Here is a 22,994-nt window from a genome sequence, read left to right on the forward strand (position 1 = left end):
CTGACGGGCCGGGCGCGGCTGTGATGTTGCGGGTCGGCGCGCGGCCGGGGGCGCGAGCCCTGGGCGATGATCATGCAACCGCCGGGCCGCAGGACGGTCCAGGACGCTTTGCGACCGGGTCGGCCGCGCGTGCGGTGCGCGCAAAACCCGTATTTTGCCTTGCGGCGCGCCCGACGCGGGCAAAGCCGGCAATTCTAGCGGGCAATGGGGTGGGATTGGCGGGGAGTTGGGGGGAAGGGGCGGTGTGCGGAGCTACTTTGGGAGCGGGTTTCGGCTTGCTGCTGGCGGACCGGCGCGAGAGGCCGGCCGCTTGCCAGCCGCTCCCCGCCCAGTCTTGCCGCTTACGCGATGATGCGCATGTCGGCGACGTTACGAGTTTCTCGGCTCTTTTGGCACCCGCTTGCCCGATGGTGCCGGCGCGGGCCTGACCGGCCCAGCGACTTTCATGTTGGCACGGCGCGGTTGCCCGTGCGCGGCTGTCACGCGCGCAGGCCTGAGCGGCCCGGCGGCGTGCCTGTGGGCGCGCGGCGGCTCTCCGTGCGCGGCCATCGCCGGCGAGGGACCGGCTGGGCGCGCGAGCGGCGCACGCGCGTCACCCGGATACCCCGGCAGATGACCGTCATGGCTCGCCATCACGCGACGCAACTCCTCACGGCGATGGAAAACCTCCGCGCGACGATCGCCATGCGCATAGAACTGGCGCTGCCGGACGCCGTCCCGGCCGACGACCCAGATATACGTATCGCCGCCGACGAATACCACGTCGCGGTCGACCACATTCGCGACGTACACATCGGTGGGCAACGGCTGATACGCGGTCACGGTCGCTTCGGTAGGGCGGTTCGGGGCGCTGACGAGCTGGCCTTGCCCACTGGTCGCGCAGCCCGCGAGAAAGCTCGCGCACGCAGCCGACGCCAACAGCGCCTTGGTGATCTTTTTCAACTTCATTCCCCGGTTTGTCTTGTTTATTTGTCGAGCGACGCCCTTTTAACGGCCACGCGTTTTGCGTTCTTGAGATACGAATCGCTGGTCGGGAAAATTAGTTGATGGATGCGCAGGCGAAAACCGCGCAGGCGAAAACGCATGCGCCATTGCGTGCGCAGCCGGGGCTCCGATCCGCGCTTAATTGCCGCCCGGATTGCCTTCTTTAGACTTCGCGTCGTGCCAGTTCATCCGGTGCCGATTGACGGTCTCGGTATGGCGCGCGTCGTCCTCGGTGTGCAGATAAAGGCTGGTCGTATTCAGCGACACGTGGCCGAGATTGTCGCGGATCGTGCGCAGATCGACGCCGCCGTCCGCCTGGTGCGAACCGGCCGTATGCCGCAGCCAGTGCGCCGACGCGCGCTCGAGTTCGTCGGCGCGATCGGCGAATTCGGCGCCGCGCGCGCGCAGCCACATCGCCGCGCCCGCGAAGATGCCTTTGATCGCGTCGTGAATCGCCGAGCGCGACAGGCAGCGGTTGCGACCCTTGAAGGGCAGCACGAGCGGGGTTTCCTCGGCGCGGGTGGGCAGCGCGGCGAGACCATTCAGCGTCCGGTAGCTGCGCAGTTCCTGAACCAGTTCGGCCGACACCGGCACGATCCGCTCCTTGTCGCCCTTGCCGAGCGTTTCGAGCCACCACTGGTCCTGACCGTCGGCGCCGAGCCTTCGGAAGAACTGGCCCATCTGCCCGCCGGCGACCTCGGAAATGCGCATGCCCTGCAGATAGAACAGCGTGGTCAGCCAGCGGCAGCGCGCGTAGTACGCGCGCTGCGCATCGGTATCTTGCGGCAACTGCTCCACGAACAGTTTCACTTCGTCCCACAGCGACGTCGACAGATAGCGCGTGACGCGCGGCGCCGAGCGCTTCGCGCGCTGTCGCAGCAGCGCCATCGGATTGCCGCGCAGATAGCCCGCGTTGACGAGCCACGTGAACATCGCGTTCAGGATGATCAGCGCCTGGCGCTGGCTGGCCGGCGACAGCGGCCCGTTGAACGGCCGCCAGCGCGCGTCGCCGCGCGCGTACTTGCCGCCGTTCGCCGACACCCAGCGCGCGGCCGGCTGCGGATCGGCGATGAACGCTTTGAACAGCAGCAGATCCTCGTGCGTCAGCGACGACAGCGGCTTGCCGAGCTGCACGACGGCCCACAGCAGCAGCCGCTCGGCTTCCTTGCGGTAGTTGTCGAAGGTGGTCTTGGTGTCGGCGTAATTGGAGAGCCACGCGCGCACGGCGTCGAGGTCGTTGCGCGCCGATAGCTGGGAGTTTTCCGCCGCGCCGCGATTGGTGCCGTCGCGGCCATCGAGCAGTTCCGGCACGACGAGCGATTCGACGGGCTGGACGGTGGCGAGCTCAGCATTCGGGGCAGCTTTCGGCACGGCTTTGGACACGGTTCGGGACACTCCTCGGGCGCACGCCGGTTGGCGTCATTCTGCTCCGCTCAGGCGTTGTCCGAAGCGTTTGCCTGAAAAGAAAACAGTGCCCATTCTGTTGCGGACGAAACGCGAAACCCTATCACACAGTAGACCGCGCCTGGCGCAAAACAGCGGGGCGCGCTCAAGCTTCGACGCAGCGACGATCGATCGGCATACAGTAATGGAGCGCGCCGCGCGATTGTTGCCCGCTATAGTCGCCATCTATTACCGGCATTGCCGGATTCGAATTCTATTGAACTTTGCCCTCGCCTATATTCGAATAGGAGTGGCGCGTCGGCCGGAGTCATCTGTTAGAGACTCCGGCTGCGTTTCCTTCAACCCTGAATTTCATGAGTGCACTGCCGAATCATTCGGCCGACTGTCGGGTTCCTCGATCGTCAAATTGCCACGGACGCCTGACAGGATGACAAACGCATAACAAGTACCTTGCATGGGATTGGAGAAAGTGCTTCGCACCGACTCCGATCGACAACGGAGACATCCTCCAAAGGAGAGAACGCATGTCAAACGAAGCAAAGTGCCCGTTCATCCACACCGCCGGCGGCGGGACGACCATTCGAGACTGGTGGCCGAAGCAATTGCGCGTCGACCTGCTGAACCAGCATTCGAACCGCTCCAATCCGCTAGACAAGGACTTCAACTATGCCGAGGCATTCAAGAGCCTCGACTACGACGCGATCAAGAAAGACCTCGCCGCGCTGATGACCGATTCGCGGCCGTGGTGGCCCGCTGACTTTGGCCACTACGGACCGCTGTTTATCCGTATGGCATGGCACAGCGCCGGCACCTACCGCATCGGCGACGGTCGCGGCGGCGCAGGGCGCGGCCAGCAGCGTTTCGCGCCGATCAACAGCTGGCCGGACAACGTGAGCCTCGACAAGGCGCGCCGGCTGCTGTGGCCGATCAAGCAGAAATACGGCCAGAAAATTTCGTGGGCCGATCTGCTGATCCTGACCGGCAACGTCGCCCTGGAAACGATGGGCTTCAAGACCTTTGGTTTCGGCGGCGGGCGCGAGGACACGTGGGAACCGGATCAGGACGTTTATTGGGGCAATGAAAAGACCTGGCTCGGCGGCGACGTGCGCTATGGCAAGGGCGCGGCCGGCAGGGAAGACGACGAAGGCGTGCTGGTCGCCGACGAGGAACTGCACGGCACCGAAAAGAGCCGCACGGATCCGCCCGGACGCAACCTCGAAAACCCGCTCGGCGCGGTGCAGATGGGCTTGATCTACGTGAACCCGGAAGGCCCGGACGGTAATCCCGATCCGCTCGCCGCGGCGGTCGACATCCGCGAAACGTTCGCCCGCATGGCGATGAACGACGAGGAAACGGTCGCGCTGATCGCCGGTGGCCACACCTTCGGCAAGACGCACGGCGCGGGGCCCGCCGAGAACGTCGGTCCGGAACCGGAAGGTGCCGGTCTCGAGGAGATGGGGCTCGGCTGGCGCAACAGCTTCGGCACCGGCAAGGGTGGCGACACGATCACGAGCGGTATCGAAGTCACGTGGACCTCGACGCCGACGCAGTGGGGCATGGGCTATTTCCACAACCTGTTCGGCCACGAGTGGGAGCTGACCAAGAGCCCGGCCGGCGCGAATCAGTGGGTTGCGAAGGGCGCGGAGCCCACGATCCCGCATGCGCACGACCCGTCGAAAAAACTGCTGCCGACGATGCTGACGACCGACCTGTCGCTACGCCTCGACCCGATCTACGAAAAGATCTCGCGGCGCTTCATGGACAACCCGGACGAGTTCGCCGACGCGTTCGCGCGCGCGTGGTTCAAGCTCACGCACCGCGACATGGGTCCGCGCGCCCGCTATCTGGGCCCGGAAGTGCCGGCCGAAGAACTGCTGTGGCAGGACCCGATTCCGGCCGTCGATCACCCGCTCGTCGACGACAAGGACGTCGCGGCGCTGAAGCAGAAGATCCTCGCGTCCGGACTGTCGGTGTCGCAGCTGGTCACGACCGCGTGGGCATCGGCCTCGACGTTCCGCGGCTCGGACAAGCGCGGCGGCGCCAACGGCGCACGCATCCGGCTCGCGCCGCAGAAGGACTGGGCAGTCAACCAGCCGGCCGAGCTCGCGAAGGTGCTGAAGGTGCTCGAAGGCATCCAGAGCGAGTTCAACGGTGCGCAGTCCGGCGGCAAGAAGATTTCGCTCGCCGATCTGATCGTGCTGGCGGGTGGCGCCGGCATCGAGCAGGCCGCGAAGAACGCCGGGCAGCAGGTGACGGTGCCGTTCTCGCCGGGTCGCATGGATGCGTCGCAGGATCAGACTGACGTCCAATCGGTCGGCGCGCTCGAGCCGGTCCACGACGGCTTCCGCAACTATCTGGGCGGCAAGTTCCCGGTGGAGGCGGAGAAGCTGCTGATCGACAAGGCGCAACTGCTGACGTTGACGGCGCCCGAGATGACGGCGCTGATCGGCGGCCTGCGCGTGCTGAAGGTGGGCGGTGGCAAGGAAGGTGTGCTGACGGACAAACCGGAAACGCTGACCAACGACTTCTTCCGTAACCTGCTCGATATGGGTACGGAATGGACGCCGGTGTCGGAGGCCGCGGAAACGTTCGAAGGCGCCGACGCGAAGACCGGCGAGGTCAAGTGGACGGGTACCCGTGTCGATCTGGTGTTCGGCTCGAACTCGGTGCTGCGCTCCTTGAGCGAGGTCTACGCGAGCGAGGACGGTAAGGAGAAGTTCGTGCGCGACTTCATTGCCGCGTGGGTCAAGGTGATGAATCTGGATCGTTTCGATCTGGCTTGATCCAGCCACTGCGGCGCGCGTGGTTCATTGCCGCGCCGACACAGTGTTTGAAGGTAGCTTTGAGTAGTCATCGAGCGCGATTGCCGGGATGCCGGCAATCGCGTTTTTTCTTCGTCTCCTTCCCTGGCATCCACTCAGATCATCTTCAGCACCACCCTGAAACGCGCGTGTCCGCTCAGCATGCGGTCGTAGGCCTGCGCGGCCTCGGCGAGCGGATACTCCTCGATCATCGGCTTGACGCCGGTGAGCGCGCTGAACGCGAGTGTGTCCTGCGAATCGGCCGAGGTGCCGGAGGGCCAGCCTTGCACCGAGTTGCGTCCCATGATGAACTGCACGATCGGCACTTCGATCGGCTCTTCGGAAACGCCGACCATCACGAGCTTGCCGTTCAGGCCGAGACCGCCGAGCGTGGCGGTCATCGCCTTGCCGCTCGTCACCGTGGCGAGGATCAGCTTCGCGCCGCCCAGTGCCTGGAGCTTCTCGGCGACGTTTTCCGTTTTGCTGTCGATGTAGTGATGCGCGCCCAGTTGCTGCGCGAGCGGGGCCTTGTCCTGACCGCGCGCGATCGCCACCGTACGAAAGCCCATCTTGCGCGCGAACTGCACGCCGAGATGACCGAGGCCGCCGATACCGAGAATCGCGACCACGTCGCCGGCGCGCGCGCCGCTATTGCGTATCGCGTTGAAGGTCGTGATGCCCGCGCACAGCAGCGGCGCGGCATCGACATCGGACAGATCGTCGGGAATGCGCGCCAGCGCTTCGACCGGGGCCACCATATATTCGGCGTAGCCGCCGTCGTAGCTGATGCCGGGGATCAGCGCAAACTTGCACAGCACGAAGTCGCCCCGGCGGCAGTGTTCGCATTTGCCGCAGTGCCCGCCGTGCCAGCCGACCCCGACACGCTGCCCGACCTGCCAGCCCTCGACACCCGCACCGAGCGAATCGATCACGCCCGCGATCTCATGACCGGGCACGCGCGGATAGGCGAGGCCCGGCCACAGCCCGTCCTTGGTCATCACATCGCTATGACAGATGCCGCAAGCCTGAATCCTGATGCGCACGTGACCCGCGCCCGCCTCGGGCACTTCACGTTCGACCAGTTCGAGCGGGCCGCCTGCCTGCTTCACTTCGACTGCTTTCATCGTGGGCATGATGTTCTTCCTTTCCAGTGGTGAACGGGACAAGAGGGGAACAAACTCAAACATCATAGTCCGCGCCCAGGCGGGTCGCCAGAAAGAAGCCGCCGTCAATTGGCCGATGACGATGACATCCGATGTAATTGGCGCGCCGCGCGGGCGCCGCTAATCTTCGGCTATTGCGCCGCCAATTCGATGGCGCGCAGCAGTTCTTTTCAGTCCATTAAAAGGAGGGCAATGCGATGAACGTCACGAGTCACGATCCGAAAGTGCAGCCGGGCGATCTCGGTAGTCTGTTGCGCTATTGGCGTGACGTGCGCGGCGTGAGTCAGCTCGATCTGTCGCTCGAGGCCGGCTTCTCGCAGCGGCAGATCAGCTTCATCGAAAGCGGGCGCAGCGTGCCGGGCCGCGACACGCTGCTGACGCTTGCGCAAACTCTCGACGTGCCGCTGCGCGAGCGTAATGCGCTGCTGCTTGCCGCCGGTTACGCACCGGTCTATTCGGAAGCGCCGTGGAATGCGCAAGAGATGAACGGCGTGGTTCGCGCGCTCGAACGGGTCGTGCGTCAGCATGAGCCGTTTCCGGCGCTCGTGATGGACCGCGACTGGAACGTGCTGATGAGCAACGACGCGGCGCCGCGCTTTTTCAACTGCTTCATCGACATGGCTGCGCGCGAAGGCCCGCGCAACATGCTGCATCTGATCTTCGATCCGCTCGGCATGCGTCCGTTCGTGGCCGATTGGGATGAGGTCGCGAGAAGCCTGCTGCAACGCGTGTATCGTGAATCGGTGGGTCATGTCATCGGTGCCCACACGAAGCGTCTACTCGATGAACTGCTTGCGTATCCCGATGTGCCACGCGACTGGAAGACGCATCATGGCTCTTCCACGACGCCCGCGACGCTGCCGATGATTCCACTCGGCTTCATCAGCGAAGGCGTGGTGCTGCGCTATTTCTCGATGGTCACGACCGTGGGTACACCGCAAAACGTGGCCGCGCAGGAACTGCGCATCGAATCCATGTTTCCCGCCGACGAGGCCACCGAAGCACGCCATCAGCAACTGCTTGCGACGCATGCGTTGCCGCAACCTCCAATATCGGCAAACCGATGGACGTGAACTGAAAGGCAGTGACCTTCAAGGCAGTCCCAGGCACGCTCGATGCTTCAGCGGGATATGCGCTGATCGCCTTGCGCATATCCCGACGGACGCGTGATCGATGGAAGCCCATCGCTCGCGCCCGCCAAAAACTGGAAGAACACAACACGAAACCGACCACCCCCTTACTGGCAGTCAGCTTCTTCGCAGCCGATGTGCAGGCAGGCGCGGGACCCTTTCTCGGCATCTATCTGCAAGCGCATGGATGGAGCCCCGACATGATCGGCACCGTGCTGACGTTGGGGGCCATCGTCAGCGTGTTCGTGACGGCCCCGGCTGGCGCGCTGGTCGATGCCATTTACCATCGGCGCGCGGTGGTGGTTGCCGCAAGCGCGCTGACGGTCGCCGCCGCGTGCGTGATCTGGCTCTCGCGCGGCTACTGGCCGATCGCGTTCTCGCAGATCGCCACGGCAGTGGCGGGCTCGGTCATGGGCACCGCGCTGATGGGATTGACGCTCGGCATGACCGGCCGCAGAAACTTCGACCGGCAATACGGCCGCAACCAGGTGGCGAACCACGCCGGCAACATCGTGGCGGCGGCTTTGTCCGGCGCGATCGGCTGGTGGCTCGGTATCGTCTGGGTGTTCGCGCTCGGGGCGGCGTTCGGCATCGCGTGCATTGTCTCCGTGTTGCTGATTCCCGCGCGCGCGGTGCATCGGCACTATGCGCGCGGCCTCGCGCACGAGGACGACAAGGATCGCTCGCAGGTGCGCGCGGACAGCGTGCGCGCGCTGATCCGCTGCCGCCCGTTGCTGTTGCTCGCGCTCGCGCTGGCCGCCTTCAGCCTCGGCAATTCCACGCTGCTGCCGCTTTACAGCCTTGCGCAAGCGGCGGCACACCACCGCGACGCCAGCGCGATCACGGCGGCCAATATCATCATTTCCCAGCTCGTGATGCTGTGCGCGGCTGTCTACGCGAGCCGCGCGATCCGCCGCTGGGGTTTCTGGTGGGTCATCCTCGCGACGCTGATCACGCTGCCGCTGCGCGGCTTGAGCGCGGCATGGATCACGGCCGAGTGGGGGATCGTGCCGGTGCAAATCTTCGACGGTCTGGGCTCCGGGCTGCAAAGCGTCGCGATCCCGGCTCTCGTCGTGCACCTGTTGCATGGCAGCGGGCGGGTGAACCTCGGTCAGGGCGCGGTGCAAAGCGTGGAAGCCGCCGGCGGTTGCCTGAGTCCACTGCTCGGCGGATGGCTCGCCAGCCGCTTCGGCTACCCGACGGCATTCATTGCGCTCGGTAGCCTCGCGTTCATTTCGCTGGCCGTGTGGATCGCCCAAGGCGCGACGATCAGGCGAGCGTGCGATACGCGCCGCGACGAACTCGAGAAAATGACCGACATCGACGCGTCGGCGTTGTTTTCGTAGCTCGGACGCCGCGGCCCGCAATCAGTTGGACCCACATGCTTGACCCAGATCAAGCCGCCCGCCATGCCGGGGCGCATGATGTAAACGCGTGACGCAATAGGACGCATCGTGTTTCATTCCGGCCACAGGAGAAGTCCGTCATGAAAGCACTCGTTTATCACGGTCCGGGCAAAAAGTCGCTCGACGAACGGCCGATCCCCGAACTCGCGGCGCCCACCGATGCAATCGTCAAAGTCACCCGCACGACGATCTGCGGCACCGATCTGCACATTCTCAAAGGCGACGTGCCGAGCTGCGAGCCGGGCCGCATTCTCGGCCACGAAGGTGTCGGTGTCGTGCATCAGGTCGGCGACGCGGTGACCGGGCTGGCGGCCGGCGATCACGTGCTGATCTCGTGCATTACCTCGTGCGGTCGCTGTGACTACTGCAGGCGCGGCATGTATTCGCATTGCACGACGGGCGGCTGGATTCTCGGTAACCGGGTCGACGGCACGCAGGCCGAATACGTGCGCATTCCGCATGCGCAGAGCAGTCTGTACCGGATTCCGGCCGGGCTCGACGAAGAGGCGCTCGTGATGCTGTCCGACATTCTGCCGACCGGCTTCGAATGCGGCGTGCTCAACGGCAAGGTTCAGCCGGGCTCTACGGTGGCGATCGTCGGCGCCGGACCGATCGGGCTCGCGGCGCTGTTGACCGCGCAGTTCTACTCGCCGGCGCAGATCATCATGATCGATCCCGATGTCAACCGGCTCGAGGTCGCGCACCGCTTCGGCGCGACCGCGTGCGTCGACAACGCGCATACCGATGCGGTCGCGCAAGTGCTGAAGCTGACGGAAGCGGTCGGCGCCGACTGCGTGATCGAAGCGGTCGGCATTCCGCCGACGTTCGAGCTTTGTCAGCAACTGGTCGCGCCTGGCGGAACGATCGCGAACATCGGCGTGCACGGCGTGAAGTGCGATCTGCATCTGGAACAGCTGTGGGATCGCAACATCGCGATTACGACGCGTCTCGTCGATGCCGTCAGTACCCCGATGCTGATGAAGACGGTCAAGGCGGGGCGGATCGATCCGACGCGTCTGATCACGCATCGGTTTCGGCTCGACGATATTCTTTCGGCTTACGAGACGTTCTCCAGCGCGTCGAGCACGCGCGCGCTGAAGGTGTTGATCGAAGCGTCTTAGGCGGGGTGCGGCGAGCCGGAGCGGTGGCGCGCATGGTCGAGCGGCGGACCTCTATACTGTGCGTCGTCAAAACACGAGGCCCGTCGATGGCCCGTGGTTCCGCCACCTCGCGAAATCGGCATCGCTCGCCCCGCCCATCCATGGATACTGATTTGTCGTCGCCGCGCCGCTCACGGTTCACGCGCGTTATCGAGGTTTTCAGCGCATTTCTGAAACTCGGGCTGACCAGTTTCGGCGGCCCGATCGCTCACATCGGCTACTTCCGGCGCGAGTTCGTCGAGCGGCGCCGCTGGCTCGACGACGAAGCCTTCACCGACCTGATCGGCCTATGCCAGTTTCTGCCGGGACCCGCGAGCAGTCAGGCGGGATTTTCGATCGGGTTGCTGCGGGCCGGGTGGGCTGGGGGCCTTGCCGCCTGGTGCGGCTTCACGCTGCCGTCGGTACTCGTGATGCTGGCATTTGCCGCGATCGCGCCGGACCTCGGCGGAACGCTCGGCACGGGTGTGATCCATGGCCTGAAACTCGTCGCGGTGGCTGTCGTCGCGCAGGCCGTTTGGGACATGGCGCGGCGTCTGTGTCCGGATCGCCGCCGCGCGGCGATCGCGCTCGCATCGCTCCCATTGCTGAGTGTGCTTGGCACCGTCTACGCCCAACTGATCGTGATCGGCGCCGGCGCCGTGCTCGGTGTCGCGCTGTGCCGGACCACGGCGGCGCAAGCGCCACGCGCCACTCCTCTGCGGGCCGGCGATTTTCAGGTGTCGCGCACGGCCGGCGTCGTCGCGCTAGTGGTGTTTTGCGCATTGCTGTTCGCGTTGCCGCTATGGGCGGCAAGCGGGCCCTCGCAAGGCCTGCGCGTATTCGACGCGTTCTATCGCTCGGGCGCGCTCGTGTTCGGCGGCGGGCACGTAGTGCTGCCGCTTTTGCAGCGTGAAACCGCCGCGACCGGATGGGTCTCGCCCAACGACTTCCTGGCCGGCTATGGCGCGGTCCAGGCGGTACCCGGACCGCTATTCACGTTCGCGGCGTTTCTCGGCTGGATGATGGCGCTGCCACCCAGACACTGGAGCGGCGCACTGCTGGCGACAGTGGGCATCTTTCTGCCGGGCCTGCTGCTCGTGCTCGCCGCATTGCCGTGGTGGCAGGCGCTGCGCGCGCGTGGGGCGATGGCGGCGGCGCTTGCCGGCGTCAATGCCGCGGTGGTCGGCCTGCTGGCCGCCGCGCTCTATTCGCCGGTGTGGACGAGCGCGGTGTTGTCGGCGACGGATTTCGCGGTCGCGTGTATCGGCTTTTTGCTGTTGCTGCGCTGGAAGGTGCCGCCGCTTGCGGTTGTTGTGCTGTGTGTGGCGGCCGGCGTTGCTCAAACCGTGTGGCACCCGCTCTGACAGCGCTAATCGCGCACGGACGATCACGCGGCCTCGGTGCGTTTGCCGCACCACGACGCGACGCCACCGCTGATGACGCGGAACGCTGCCTTGACGTACGTCAAATCGGCGGTGGATTGCGTGATTAAGCTGGAGACGTCGCGGCACTTCATGCGCTTGAGGGCGTCACCATGCATATTTCCTTTCCATCCTGCATGCCCGAATACTGCGCCCGCGATCTGGTGCTGGCGTTTCCGGCGTGCGTCGACGATCGGTCAGTGCAGTGCGCGATTACCGCCGAGGCGCTCGAAGATCACTTCGGCGCGCGCTCGCTGCGTGAGGACGATCTGGTCCAGGCGTTCCTCGCGCACCGCTATCAGATCGAGCAGGCCGCCAAACAGCTGCTCGAGGAGGTCGGCGCGAAGCCCGTGCTGCTGCACAGCGGGTTCTTCAGGTTCTCCGCGTGACCGGCGGCAATTATCCGGTGCTCTACGCGATTGGCGCGGTGGCGCTCCTTCTCGCACTCGCCGTCGATCCGTTTGCCGCGCGCAGCGCGAAATGAATGCGACGGTTTCGTCTGTACCGGCGATCGGTATGGCCCTGGCGCTGCCGTTGATCGGCGTGGCGCACAATGTTGACGAGCTGATCGCGCTGCGTTCGATCGCCGGTCTGGTAGGCGGCTATGCATCCGCTCGCGAACCTGTCGATCGAGCCGATCATCACCGTGTATTCTTCGTGACCGGCGCGCGGCTGATCGCCTGCGGTGGCCTCGGGCGCTGGGCGCACGGCCGCGCTGGAGCATGACAGGCAGGCAAGCCGGCAGGTACATTGAACCTTTTAACGCATCCGGTGGGACGGGAACATGAGCACTCAAGCGGACAATCGCGCGTTACTGCGCACGCTCGGCATCCACAAGCCGATCATTCAGGCGCCGATGGCCGGCGTCACCACGCCGGCGCTCGCGGCCGCGGTGTCGAACGCGGGCGGTCTGGGCTCGCTCGGCGTTGCCGCGATGAACGCGGAGAACGCGCGCCGCGCGATCCACCAGACCCGCGAGCTAACGACGAAACCGTTCAACATCAATGTGTTCTGCCATCGCCCGGCCACATCCGATGCGGCCGTGGAGCGTGCATGGCTCGCCTGGCTCGAACCGGTGTTCCGGGAATACGGCGCGACGCCGCCGCAAGCGCTCTCCGAGATCTACACGAGCTTCGTCGTCGACACCGCGATGCAGGCGATGCTGCTCGCGGAGAAGCCGGCCGTCGTCAGCTTCCATTTCGGCTTGCCGGCCGATGCGGTGATCGCGCAACTGAAGCACGCGGGCATCCGTTTGCTGGCGAGCGCGACCAATCTCGACGAAGCGGCGGCGGCCGTCGAAGCAGGCGTCGATGCGATCGTCGCGCAGGGCATCGAGGCGGGCGGTCATCGCGGTATATTCGACACGACCTTGCGCGACGAGCGCCTCGGCACGTTCGCATTGACGCGTCTGCTGGCGAGCGAGTTCGACCTGCCCGTGATCGCGGCGGGCGGCATCATGGACGGCGCCGGCATCGCGGCCGCGCTTGCTCTGGGCGCGCAGGCGGCGCAAATGGGCACGGCCTTCGTCGCGTGCCCGGAAACCTCGATCGACGACGCCTATCGCAGCGCGTTGCTCAGCGATGCGGCGCGCTCGACGACATTCACTTCGGCCATTTCGGGGCGCCTCGCGCGCAGCATCGTCAATCGCTTCACGGCGCTCGGCGAGGACCCGCAGGCCCCGCAAACGCCTTCCTATCCGATCACCTACGACGCCGGCAAAGCGCTCAATGCAGCCGCCAAGGCCAAGGGTGAGTTCGGCTACGGCGCGCAATGGGCGGGGCAGGCCGCGCCGCTTGCGCGTTCGATGCCCGCCGGCGAACTGATCGCGCAACTCGAACGCGAAACGCGTGAAAGTATCGAGCGGCTGCAATCGGTGTGGAACTGAGCAGTCTGATTTTCATGCCTCGCATCGATCGAAAACATCGGCACGCATCCTCGAAACAAAAAAACAAAGGGAGACAGGCATGCAACGCAAATTCGACGATCTGCTGCTGGGCAGCATCGAGCTCTTCTGTTTCGCGGCGGAGCTCGGAAGCTTTACGCTAGCGGCCAACGCCGCGAGTGTCACGCCGGCGGCGGTGAGCCGCTCGGTGGCGCGGCTCGAGGAACGGCTCGGCGTGCGCCTGTTCGTGCGCACGACGCGCCAGATCCGTCTGACCGACGCGGGGCGGCGCTACTTCGAGCAGTGCCGTCAGGCGTTGTCGCAACTGATGGACGCCGAGCGCGAAGTGACGGGCGAGCAAACCACACCGGCAGGCGTGCTGCGCATAAGCATGCCGACGCCGTATGGGCACTATCGCGTGTTGCCGCTGCTGCCGGCGTTTCGCGAGCGCTATCCGCAAGTCCAGGTCGAGACGCACCTGAGCAACCGCAACATCGACTTCGCGGACGAAGGTTTCGATCTGGCGATACGCGGACGCGCACCGGCCGATTCAAACCTCGTCGCGCGCAAGCTCGAAGATGCGGAAATGGTCGTGGTGGCGACGCCCGCCTACCTGAAACGCGCGGGGGTGCCGAACACTGTCGAGGACCTGCAGACCCACGAGTGCATCCAGTTCGAAATGCCGAGCAGCGGGCGTCATCTCGCGTGGACCTTCGAGGGCTCGGCTGAAAATGGCGACGTGCTGACCCGGGGAAGCTATGGAACCTCGGGCGATGCGCTCGCCGGCGTGACGCTCGCGCGTGCCGGCGCGGGTCTCTTTCAGACTTATCGCTTCGTCGTGGCCGACGACCTGCGCGAAGGTCGGCTCGTGGAAGTGCTGCGCGAAGCGGGCGGGCGTACGCGGCCATTCATCCTGCTTTATCCGCACGCGCGCTATCTGACTTCGCGCGTGCGGGTTTTCGTCGAATTTCTGATCGAGCAGTTGGCCACGCCCACGACACCGCCAGTGCCCGCGCCACGCACGCGCGCGCGCTGAGCGGCGCGCGCGTCTTCATCGCATGGCCCGCTCAGTGGCCCGCGCTCTGGCCGCCGTCCACATGCAGGATCTCGCCGGTCACGAACGGCGCCGAGTCGAGATAGAGGATCGCATTCACGATGTCGCTCATCTCGCCCATATGACCCACCGGATGCAATGCGCCGAGCGCCGCATGGGTTTCGGGCGCATGCATCGGTGACTTGATGATGCCGGGCGAAACTGCATTGGCGCGAATGCCGCGCTTCGCGTACTCGATCGCAAGCGAGCGGGTCGCGGCGGCGAGGCCGCCCTTGGTCAGCGAGGCCAGCACGGACGGCACACCGTCGATCGCGTGATCGACGAGGGTCGTCGTGATGCTGACCACATGGCCGCGCTCGTGCTTCTCCATCTCGGCGATCGCCAACTGCGTGATGTGGAAGAAGCCCGCGAGATTGATGCTGGTGATCGTCGCGTAGTCTTCGGCCGTGTACTGCGTGAACGGCTTGGCCACGAAAATGCCCGCATTGTTCACGAGCGTATCGACCCGACCGAAACGCGCCACGGCTGTGTCGATCACGCGCTGAGCCGTGGCCGGATCGGCGATGTCACCGGCCACGGTGACGAGGTTGGGATCGTCCGACGGCTTGATGCTGCGCGATGTCGCGACCACGTTATGGCCGAGCTTGCGAAATGCCTTGACGGTTTCGGCGCCGATGCCTTGCGATGCACCGGTGACCACGATGACTTTGGGAGACTGACTCATAGTGAACCTCGAAGTTGGTTGGATCAGCAATCTGTGATCGGACTGTTGGCTCCGATGGCTACTAATTTATGCAGTCGTGCTGCGCTTTTGCACACAAGGCGCGGACAAACAGTTGTGAGCCGCAGGAACAAGCGGTGAATGATGACACGTGTCGGCAGCGGTACTGCCGGTGCCGGTCGCGATTGTCGCCGGTAGATCAATTCAGTTTTGCACCACGTAGCGCATACGGCGAGGAAATGCGCTTGCACAAATCTGCATGGTCAAATATATTGAAGTCAGATATCGAAGAGGCGATCGATGGACGATTCAATCAACGAAGACTTCGAGCGGACGCAGAAGCTGGTGTCCGTGCTGGGTCAGGCGCGTCAGCTGATTGCAAGCGAACTCAGGGCAGGGCTCGCGGATGCAGGACTCAATCTGCAGCAGCGCGGCGTTCTGCTCACGCTGGCGCGCGGGAGCGCGAAAACACCGGCCGCCCTGTCGAAATTGGCTGGCGTCCACCCGACCCGGATGACCCGCGTGCTGGACAGACTCGAAGACAGCGGATTGATCGAGCGCGCCCGCAACGGCAGGGATCGTCGATTCGTCAATGTTTCATTGACGCAGAAAGGGCGGGCCATCGCCGCGCGCCACACACGGGTTGTCCAGGGAGCATGGAGCGAGCGGCTTTCGCACTTCTCGAAGTCGGACTTCGACTCGTTGAGCCTGCTTCTTTCAAGACTGCTCGACCGCTAAGGCGGCTTTTTTTCAACCACTTATCTGACAATGCAGATAATCGCCCGCCACTGAAGGGCGCTCCGAACCGAGACGAGGACATGAATCCACCGACCAACCCGGGCGCGCCGGCCCAGCTGACTGGCGCAAAGTTCGCACTCGGCACGTTTGCCGTAGCGCTCGCCACCTTCATGAACGTGCTCGATTCGTCGATCGCCAACGTCGCGATTCCGACGCTGTCGGGCAACCTCGGCGTGTCGATCGACGAAGGCACATGGGTCATTACACTGTTTGCCGCGGCCAACGCGGTGTCGATTCCGTTGACCGGGTGGCTCACGCAGCGCATCGGCCAGGTCAAGCTGTTCGTCTGGGCGATCCTGCTGTTCGTCCTGTCATCGGCGGCGTGCGGACTCGCTCCGAACCTGCTGGTGCTGCTCGTCGCCCGCGTCGTGCAGGGCGCGGTGGCGGGGCCGCTGGTGCCGTTGTCGCAGGCCATGCTGCTCGCGTCGTTTCCGAAGGAAAGAAGTTCGAACGCGCTGGCGTTGTGGGCGATGACCGCGACGGTCGGGCCGATCGCGGGTCCGGCGCTCGGCGGCTGGATCACCGACAGCTACAGCTGGTCGTGGATCTTCTACATCAACGTGCCGGTCGGCCTGTTTGCCGCGGGCGCGATCTGGGCGATCTACCGCGATCGCGAGACGCCGGCCCGCAAACTCCCGATCGACAAGGTCGGCCTGATCTCGCTGATCGCATGGGTCGCACCGCTGCAGATCATGCTCGACAAGGGCCGCGATCTCGACTGGTTCAGCTCGCCGGTGATCTGGGCGCTGATGATCGTCGCCGCGGTCAGCTTCCTGTTTTTCCTGATCTGGGAATTGACCGAGGAAAAGCCGATCGTCAACCTGCGGCTTTTCACCAGACGTAACTTCCTCGGCGGCACGATTGCGATTTCGGTCGCCTACGCGATCTTCTTCGCCAACCTCGTGATCCTGCCGCAGTGGATTCAGGGCTTCCTCGGCTACCGGGCGGTGGACGCGGGGCTCGTGACCGCGCCGCTCGGCATTTTCGCCGTGATCCTCGCGCCGGTGATGGGCAAGATCATGCCGCGCTCGGACATGCGGGTGCTCGCCACGCTTGCGTTCGTCGGATTCGCCGGGGTGTTCTTCATGCGTTCCAGCTACACGACCGGCATCGACGCGTGGACACTCGTGCTGCCCACTTTGCTGCAAGGCATTCCGACCGCGCTGTTCTTCACGCCGCTGACCGCGATCATCCTGTCGGGCCTGAAGCCGGAGGAGATTCCGGCGGCGGCGGGTCTGTCCAACTTCGTGCGCATTTTCGCGGGAGCGGTGGGCACGTCTCTGATGAGCAACGCATGGAGCGATCGTACGATCCTGCACCATGCGCGACTTGCCGAGCAAAGCAGCGTGGAGGACCCTGGTTTTTCCGGCGCGATCGCGCACCTGCAGGCGGCGCTGGACGCGGGCATTCCCAAGGCCACGGCGTTTTACGAAGCCTCGCTGAACGCGCAGGCGACGATGCTGGGCCTGAACGACATCTTCTGGATCTCGGCGGTGATCTTTGTGGTCATCATCCCGCTGATCTGGGTGACGAAGCCGACCAAAGGTGGTGCCGCGGGCGCGGCAGCCGCCGGCGGACATTGATTCCGATTGGGCAACCCGGTTCGGACGGAAAATGAAACACACAATCCTCTTCTTGACATTATCTGATAATGCAGATATTGTGAAAATCAACAAGGAGGACGCCGCGATGGACCACTACACGACGAAGAACTTCATGCTTACAGAGAGTATCGGCTTCAGGCTCGTCAAGGCCCGCAACATCGTCGTCGCGGAAATGGACGCGGCGCTCAAGGACCTCGACATCAACGGGCAGCAGATGGGCATCCTGCTTTCGCTCAAGCAGGGTGTGGCAACTACGCCTTTCGAGCTGTCGAAGCTGCTCGGAATCGACACCGGCCTAATGACGCGGATGCTGGACAAGCTGGAATCGAAAGGGCTGCTGGAACGTTCGCGCGACCCGCAAGATCGCCGCGTGGTCAATCTGACGTTGACCGCTGAAGGGCAGAAAACCGCCGCGCGGATTCCGGAAGTCGCACCGCATGTGTTGAACGCGCGCTTGCGCAAATTCACGAAGGCCGAGTTTGCCGAGCTGGACCGCCTGCTTCGCAAGTTCACCGGCGATTGAGCGGCGCGGCCGTGGGCCGCGTTTTCTTCACCCATTAATCTGATTTGTCAGAAAATGAATACGCAGACTTCTAGGGCAAACACCGTCGCCCGTACGCTGAAGCTCGGTGTTTCGGTGATCTCATTCGCGGTGCTGGCAGCCTGTGCAAACTATGCGGGCATCCACAGCGACAAGCAGATCGATCAACCCCAACAGCTGGAAACGTCGCGGAGCCTCCAGCAAGAGCAGGGGCACTGGCCGTCGGCCGACTGGGTCGACCAGTTCGGCGACGCGCAACTAAAGGCTTTGATCGCCGAGGCGCTGCAAGGCAGCCCGACGCTCGAGCAGGCGCGCGCCCGAGTCGCGCAGGCGCAAGCCTATAGCGAAACGGCGAAGGCGGGCACGCTGCCGCGCGTCGACGCGTCGTACACGCTGACGCGCCAGCAATTCAGCAGTACCGCGTTGATTCCGCCGCCGTACGCCGGCTCCTGGCAGACCGAGAACAAGGGGCTGCTCACCGCTTCCTACGATCTCGACCTCTGGGGCAAGAACCGCGAGGCGCTGCGCGCGGCTGTCTCGGAGGCGTCCGCGAGCGAGGCCGACGCGGAAGTCGTCCGGCTCACGCTCGACACCTCGATTGCCCGCACTTACAACGAGCTGGCGCGGCTCTACGCATTGCGCGACATCGCGCAGCAGGAAGTCGCGCGACGCGAGCAGATCGAGCGCATCACCGCCGGCCGTATCGCAAACGGACTCGATACCGAAGTGGAGCGCAAGACCGCCGACGCGAATCTGTCGACGAGCCGTGCCCGCGTCAGCGCGCTCGACGGCAGCATCCTGAGCACCCGCTATCAACTGGCGGCGCTGCTCGGCAAGGGTCCCGATCGCGGACTCGCGATCACGCGGCCGAGCCTCGGCGTCGGCGACGACGTGCGTCTGCCGGACAACCTGCCGGCCGATCTGCTGAGCCGGCGGCCCGACATCGTCGCGGCGCGCTGGCGCGTCGACGCGATCACGCACGAAGTGAAGGAAGCGAAGGCCGAGTTCTATCCCGACATCAACCTGAGCGCCGCGATCGGTCTCGACGCGTTCGGCTTCGGCCGCTTCCTGAGCGCCGCGAGCCGCACCGCGTCGGTGGGCCCGGCGATCCACTTGCCGATCTTCGATGCGGGCGAGCTGCGCGCGCAGTTGAAGGGCCGCTACGCCGAGTTCGACTATGCGGTGGCGACCTATAACCAGACGCTGATCGGCGCGCTGAGCGGCGTGGCCACGCAAATCGCGCAGATCCGCTCGAGCGACGCGCAGCTCGGCGATGCGCTGGCCGCGCAGCAGGCCGCGAGCGATGCCGATCGCCTCGCGACCACGCAATACAAGGCCGGCCTGACCAACCAGCTGACCGTGCTCAATGCCGATGTCACCGCGCTGAACGCCGACGAGGCGATCGCCAATCTGAAGATGAACCGTCGCGGCAGCAGATCCAGCTCGCGTCGGCGTTGGGCGGCGGCTATGTCGATACGTCGGCACAAACCGATCATCACGCGGATGTCGCTGCCGCACCCGCCAGTCAAGTCAAATCCGCGGTCGCCGCGCGTTGAACGGCGCGTCGGAAACCTATCAGGAGAACTGCAATGAGCAATTCGATCACGACCGACCGCGAACTGGCGGATCAGGATGACGAACACAAGAGCGGCGCGCAAGCGCCCGCCACGCCCGAAGGCGACAACAAGGCCACGCCGCCCGCACGCCGCAAGCGCCTGATCGCGCTGCTCGGAGCCGCGGTGTTGCTCGGGAGCGCCGCGTACGGCGCGTACTACTTCACCGAGGGCCGCTATCACGAAGAGACCGACGACGCGTACGTCAGCGGCAATCTCGTGCAACTGACGCCGCAGGTCACCGGCACGGTGATCGCCGTCAACACCGACGACACGCAAATCGTGAAGCAAGGCGACCCCGTCGTCACGCTCGATCCGGCCGATGCAAAACTCGCGCTCGCCGATGCCGAAGCGCAACTCGGCCAGACCGTGCGTCGCGTCTCCGGCCTGTATGTCAACAATGACTTCTTCGCGGCGAACGTCGCGCAGCGCGAAGCCGATCTTAGCCGCGCCCGCGACGACCTGCACCGCCGCGAGGCCGTCGCCGATACGGGCGCCGTGTCCGCCGAAGACATCGCGCACGCCCGCGATGCCGTCAGCGTCGCGCAGGCCGCGCTCGACGCCGCGCGCCAACAGGGCGAAGCCAATCACGCGCTGACCGACCGCACGACGGTCGAGCAGCATCCGGACGTGCAGGCCGCCGCCGCGAAAGTGCGGACCGCGTGGCTCGCCTATGCGCGCGATACCTTGCCGGCGCCGGTGACCGGCTACGTCGCGCAACGCCGGGTTCAGGTCGGCCAGCGCGTCGCGCCGGGCACGCCGCTGATGGCGATCGTGCCGCTCGACGGCGTGTGGGTCGACGCGAACTTCAAGGAAGTGCAGCTCAAGCACATGCGGGTTGGCCAGCAGGTCACGCTGCGCTCGGACGTCTACGGCAGAGGCGCGAGGTATCACGGTCGTATCGAGGGCTTCTCAGCAGGCACGGGCAGCGCGTTCGCGACGCTGCCGGCGCAGAACGCCACCGGCAACTGGATCAAGATCGTGCAGCGGCTGCCGGTGCGCATCGCGCTCGACCCGGCCGAGCTGGCCGCGCATCCGCTGCGTATCGGCCTGTCGATGACGGTCGATGCCGACACGCGCGACGAATCCGGTTCGCAGCTCGGCGCGGCGCGGAACACGCGCTACAGCACCGATGTTTTCGCGCAGTACGATGCGCAGGCCGACGCCGAGATCGACAAGATCATCAAGCAAAACGACATGGTCTCGCGCGCGATGGCGGCGCAACCGCAATCGCAGTCGCAGCGCGTGGCGACGCAGCAGCGCAAGGCGAACGCAGGTTGATCCGATTCAGGGCGAGCTTGCCGCGACGGAGCAGGACACGGCAGGCGGCGCTAGTATCGGCATCGTCATTCGACGGTGCGATCGGTGCGAGGTCAGCGGCTGGTTGATGACACGCCATGTCTGGACGGGCATCGTCCCGTTCGGTATCCAACGTTGCTGACTGAGGTCGCGGTCGACGTTGGCACGCAAAGCGTGAGCGTCGACTCGTGGCTGATGCCCGAAGAGTTTCTGGTCGCGTTCTACGACGAGGACTACGACGTGGCCATCAAGGAGTGGTGACACGAACGACGCTCGCGCGGATGTGGTCGGCGGGCAGCACATGCGTCGCGTCGCACGCGTCGGTCAGGCGGGCAGGATCTCAGCAATGACGACGATCACGACAGCGGCGTTGGCGGGCCCCTGGCTATGCGAGAACGCCGAGCGCGCATGTCCCGCCTTGTCACCCAGCAGGGCGGCGAACAGATCCGAAGCTCCGTCGATCACGGCGGGCTGATCGTAGAAGCCATCGGCGGAACTGACGTGCCCCTCGACGCGAACGATGTGATGCAGGCGCTCGAAGCCGCCGAGATGCTGCGAGATCTGCGCGAGCGCGTTGAGCGCGGCGAGTTGGGCCGCCTTGCGGCCCTCTTCGAGCGTCAGGGTCTCGCCGACGCGGCCCGTGTAGATCATTTTGCCGGCGGACAGCGGCACCTGCCCGGAGATGAAGAGCAGGTTGCCGGCTTCGCTGACAGCCGTATAGCTGCCCAGCGGTTGCGGCGGAGTAGGCAGTTCGAGACCGAGTTCGGCGAGTTTCTGTTGGACGGACATGATGGGCTCCTTGAGTATCGTGGCGAGCACGGGCGGCGCTAGACCATTTACTGGCCTGCGCTCTGGCCGCCGTCCACATGCAGGATTTCGCCGGTCACGAAGGGTGCCGAGTCGTGATAGAGGATCGCGTTGACGATGTCGCTCATCTCGCCCATGCGCCCGACCGGATGCATCCCGGCGAGCGTCGCGAGCGATTCGGCGGGATGCATCGGCGACTTGATGATGCCGGGCGACACCGCGTTGGCGCGGATACCGGCGTCGGCCTCGACGGCCGGTGCGATGGAACGAGCCGTGGCGACGACGCGATGACCCTGCGCGCGGAAAGCTTTGACGGTTTCAGCGACGACGCCTTGCGAGGCGCCGGTGACGATGACGACCCTGGAAGTGCTCATGGTTTGTCTCACAGTGTGATTGATTCGGCCTGCTGGCCGTTCGAATCGATGGACCCGCTGCAGCGCACTGTAGGCGCATCCGCCGCGAATTCGAACACACACCGTGGACAAAGAGTCTTGCGCCACGAGAACAAATCTCGTGGAATCGGCCGGCTAGAGCCAGCGCCAGATGCCCGCGGGCCAGCCGGAGAGCGGGATATGCGCCCAGGTCGCCACGAGCCAGAACACCACGCCGCCAATCAGCGCGTGCATGCCGAACCCGCCCAGCCGCGCGCGGCCGGCGGCGATCGCCGCGAACGGCAGATAGCTCGTTTGCGACTCCCATGCGGGCCACAGATCCGGTTGCAGACGCCGCTTCTTGCGGTCCTGCAACGCGGCACCGACCAGCGCGAGAATGATGATCGCCCCGGCAAGCACGATGTTCCGGGTGACCGGGAGCACGGCGATATGGCACAGCCCCCAAAGCGCGAACGACCACATCATCGGGTGACGTGTCACCGCGTACACGCCGTGCGCCGCGTCGGGAGGAGCGGCGGGCCGGCCAACGGTGGGCAACGCCGGGTTGCGGATCAGCGAGCCCATCAGAAGGATCGATGCGATCAGCATGACCACGGTCACAATCGCCCACAGCACGTTGCCTGCCGGCCATAGCGGCTCGGAGACGGGCGTCCGGTCGTAAGCCATGACCATCCAGCCGAACGTCAGTATCGCGATCAGCGAATAGACGCCCATGGCGGCCCGTTCGCCGATTGCCCGGACCATACCCGCCCGCAGCGGATGGGACAGGAGAAAGTGGCTACCGACAAAAGCGAATGCCGCCACGACAAGTGTGCTTTCCATGGGCTCGGCTCCT

22 protein-coding genes and 1 pseudogene are annotated in these 22,994 nt (G+C 65.1%); 15 read left to right on the forward strand and 8 right to left on the reverse strand.

The annotated features are described in order from the left end of the window. Window positions 1–369: 369 nt before the first annotated feature. Complete coding sequence (locus AB3X96_RS04690; protein ID WP_368588777.1) at window positions 370–948, reverse strand: hypothetical protein; 579 nt, start codon at window positions 946–948, stop codon at window positions 370–372. A 174-nt stretch (window positions 949–1,122) separates the two neighbouring features. After that, complete coding sequence (locus AB3X96_RS04695) at window positions 1,123–2,367, reverse strand: tyrosine-type recombinase/integrase (protein WP_368588778.1); 1,245 nt, start codon at window positions 2,365–2,367, stop codon at window positions 1,123–1,125. Between the two features lie 545 nt (window positions 2,368–2,912). Here AB3X96_RS04695 and katG point away from each other — a divergent pair. After that, window positions 2,913–5,171 carry a catalase/peroxidase HPI gene (gene katG, locus AB3X96_RS04700; RefSeq protein ID WP_368588779.1) on the forward strand — a complete coding sequence of 753 codons (2,259 nt, stop codon included), beginning with the start codon at window positions 2,913–2,915 and terminating at the stop codon, window positions 5,169–5,171. A 134-nt stretch (window positions 5,172–5,305) separates the two neighbouring features. On the opposite strand, the gene AB3X96_RS04705 is transcribed toward katG, so the two are convergent. Beyond that, window positions 5,306–6,322, reverse strand: coding sequence for an alcohol dehydrogenase (locus tag AB3X96_RS04705; protein WP_176385741.1), 1,017 nt, complete (start codon window positions 6,320–6,322; stop codon window positions 5,306–5,308). 227 nt (window positions 6,323–6,549) lie between these two features. On the opposite strand from AB3X96_RS04705, the gene AB3X96_RS04710 reads away from it, so the two are divergent. The 4 genes from AB3X96_RS04710 (at window position 6,550) to chrA (ending at window position 11,391) form a co-directional block, all read left to right on the forward strand. Continuing rightward, window positions 6,550–7,425: a helix-turn-helix domain-containing protein gene (locus AB3X96_RS04710; protein WP_368588780.1), complete on the forward strand. Its 876-nt coding sequence runs from the start codon at window positions 6,550–6,552 to the stop codon at window positions 7,423–7,425. Window positions 7,426–7,556: 131 nt separating this feature from the next. Further along, a complete protein-coding gene (locus AB3X96_RS04715) occupies window positions 7,557–8,828 on the forward strand; it encodes an MFS transporter (RefSeq protein ID WP_368589063.1) in 1,272 nt (423 codons plus the stop codon). A gap of 140 nt (window positions 8,829–8,968) precedes the next feature. Beyond that, window positions 8,969–10,009, forward strand: a complete 1,041-nt coding sequence (locus AB3X96_RS04720) for a zinc-dependent alcohol dehydrogenase family protein (RefSeq protein ID WP_368588781.1) — start codon at window positions 8,969–8,971, stop codon at window positions 10,007–10,009. A 140-nt stretch (window positions 10,010–10,149) separates the two neighbouring features. After that, window positions 10,150–11,391 carry a chromate efflux transporter gene (chrA, locus tag AB3X96_RS04725; RefSeq protein ID WP_368588782.1) on the forward strand — a complete coding sequence of 414 codons (1,242 nt, stop codon included), beginning with the start codon at window positions 10,150–10,152 and terminating at the stop codon, window positions 11,389–11,391. A gap of 23 nt (window positions 11,392–11,414) precedes the next feature. On the opposite strand, the gene AB3X96_RS04730 is transcribed toward chrA, so the two are convergent. Further along, window positions 11,415–11,567, reverse strand: a complete 153-nt coding sequence (locus AB3X96_RS04730; protein WP_368588783.1) for a hypothetical protein — start codon at window positions 11,565–11,567, stop codon at window positions 11,415–11,417. On the opposite strand from AB3X96_RS04730, the gene AB3X96_RS04735 reads away from it, so the two are divergent. From AB3X96_RS04735 to AB3X96_RS04750, 4 genes are all read left to right on the forward strand, one after another. After that, on the forward strand, window positions 11,562–11,837 hold the full coding sequence (locus AB3X96_RS04735; RefSeq protein ID WP_368588784.1) for a DUF1488 domain-containing protein: 276 nt from the start codon (window positions 11,562–11,564) through the stop codon (window positions 11,835–11,837). The genes AB3X96_RS04730 and AB3X96_RS04735 overlap by 6 nt on opposite strands. 91 nt (window positions 11,838–11,928) lie before the next feature. Continuing rightward, window positions 11,929–12,174, forward strand: a complete 246-nt coding sequence (locus AB3X96_RS04740) for a hypothetical protein (protein ID WP_368589075.1) — start codon at window positions 11,929–11,931, stop codon at window positions 12,172–12,174. A 58-nt stretch (window positions 12,175–12,232) separates the two neighbouring features. Continuing rightward, a complete protein-coding gene (locus AB3X96_RS04745; RefSeq protein ID WP_368588785.1) occupies window positions 12,233–13,333 on the forward strand; it encodes an NAD(P)H-dependent flavin oxidoreductase in 1,101 nt (366 codons plus the stop codon). A gap of 79 nt (window positions 13,334–13,412) precedes the next feature. Then, on the forward strand, window positions 13,413–14,366 hold the full coding sequence (locus AB3X96_RS04750; protein WP_368588786.1) for a LysR substrate-binding domain-containing protein: 954 nt from the start codon (window positions 13,413–13,415) through the stop codon (window positions 14,364–14,366). A gap of 31 nt (window positions 14,367–14,397) precedes the next feature. On the opposite strand, the gene AB3X96_RS04755 is transcribed toward AB3X96_RS04750, so the two are convergent. Continuing rightward, on the reverse strand, window positions 14,398–15,108 hold the full coding sequence (locus AB3X96_RS04755) for an SDR family NAD(P)-dependent oxidoreductase (RefSeq protein WP_368588787.1): 711 nt from the start codon (window positions 15,106–15,108) through the stop codon (window positions 14,398–14,400). Between the two features lie 297 nt (window positions 15,109–15,405). Between AB3X96_RS04755 and AB3X96_RS04760 the strand changes: the two genes are divergently transcribed. The 6 genes and pseudogenes from AB3X96_RS04760 to AB3X96_RS04785 all read left to right on the forward strand — a co-directional run bounded on the left by AB3X96_RS04760 (window position 15,406) and on the right by AB3X96_RS04785 (window position 21,221). Continuing rightward, complete coding sequence (locus tag AB3X96_RS04760; protein WP_368588788.1) at window positions 15,406–15,843, forward strand: MarR family winged helix-turn-helix transcriptional regulator; 438 nt, start codon at window positions 15,406–15,408, stop codon at window positions 15,841–15,843. An 80-nt stretch (window positions 15,844–15,923) separates the two neighbouring features. Beyond that, window positions 15,924–17,486 (forward strand): DHA2 family efflux MFS transporter permease subunit, encoded by a 1,563-nt coding sequence (locus AB3X96_RS04765; RefSeq protein WP_368588789.1) that lies wholly within the window; start codon window positions 15,924–15,926, stop codon window positions 17,484–17,486. Window positions 17,487–17,592: 106 nt separating this feature from the next. After that, window positions 17,593–18,030 (forward strand): MarR family winged helix-turn-helix transcriptional regulator, encoded by a 438-nt coding sequence (locus tag AB3X96_RS04770; RefSeq protein WP_368589064.1) that lies wholly within the window; start codon window positions 17,593–17,595, stop codon window positions 18,028–18,030. A 54-nt stretch (window positions 18,031–18,084) separates the two neighbouring features. Further along, window positions 18,085–19,604 (forward strand): annotated as a pseudogene (locus tag AB3X96_RS04775) (efflux transporter outer membrane subunit). Window positions 19,605–19,637: 33 nt separating this feature from the next. Beyond that, window positions 19,638–20,942, forward strand: a complete 1,305-nt coding sequence (locus tag AB3X96_RS04780; protein WP_368588790.1) for an HlyD family efflux transporter periplasmic adaptor subunit — start codon at window positions 19,638–19,640, stop codon at window positions 20,940–20,942. Between the two features lie 153 nt (window positions 20,943–21,095). Further along, window positions 21,096–21,221, forward strand: a complete 126-nt coding sequence (locus AB3X96_RS04785; RefSeq protein WP_368589076.1) for a hypothetical protein — start codon at window positions 21,096–21,098, stop codon at window positions 21,219–21,221. Window positions 21,222–21,284: 63 nt separating this feature from the next. On the opposite strand, the gene AB3X96_RS04790 is transcribed toward AB3X96_RS04785, so the two are convergent. The 3 genes from AB3X96_RS04790 to AB3X96_RS04800 all read right to left on the reverse strand — a co-directional run bounded on the left by AB3X96_RS04790 (window position 21,285) and on the right by AB3X96_RS04800 (window position 22,981). Next, window positions 21,285–21,749: a RidA family protein gene (locus tag AB3X96_RS04790; RefSeq protein ID WP_368588791.1), complete on the reverse strand. Its 465-nt coding sequence runs from the start codon at window positions 21,747–21,749 to the stop codon at window positions 21,285–21,287. Between the two features lie 47 nt (window positions 21,750–21,796). Then, window positions 21,797–22,141 carry an SDR family oxidoreductase gene (locus tag AB3X96_RS04795; RefSeq protein WP_368588792.1) on the reverse strand — a complete coding sequence of 115 codons (345 nt, stop codon included), beginning with the start codon at window positions 22,139–22,141 and terminating at the stop codon, window positions 21,797–21,799. Between the two features lie 153 nt (window positions 22,142–22,294). Further along, complete coding sequence (locus AB3X96_RS04800) at window positions 22,295–22,981, reverse strand: NnrU family protein (RefSeq protein ID WP_368588793.1); 687 nt, start codon at window positions 22,979–22,981, stop codon at window positions 22,295–22,297. Window positions 22,982–22,994: the final 13 nt, after the last annotated feature.

Origin of the sequence: Paraburkholderia sp. BR13439 (assembly GCF_040948805.1) — a bacterium.
GTDB lineage: Bacteria > Pseudomonadota > Gammaproteobacteria > Burkholderiales > Burkholderiaceae > Paraburkholderia > Paraburkholderia youngii.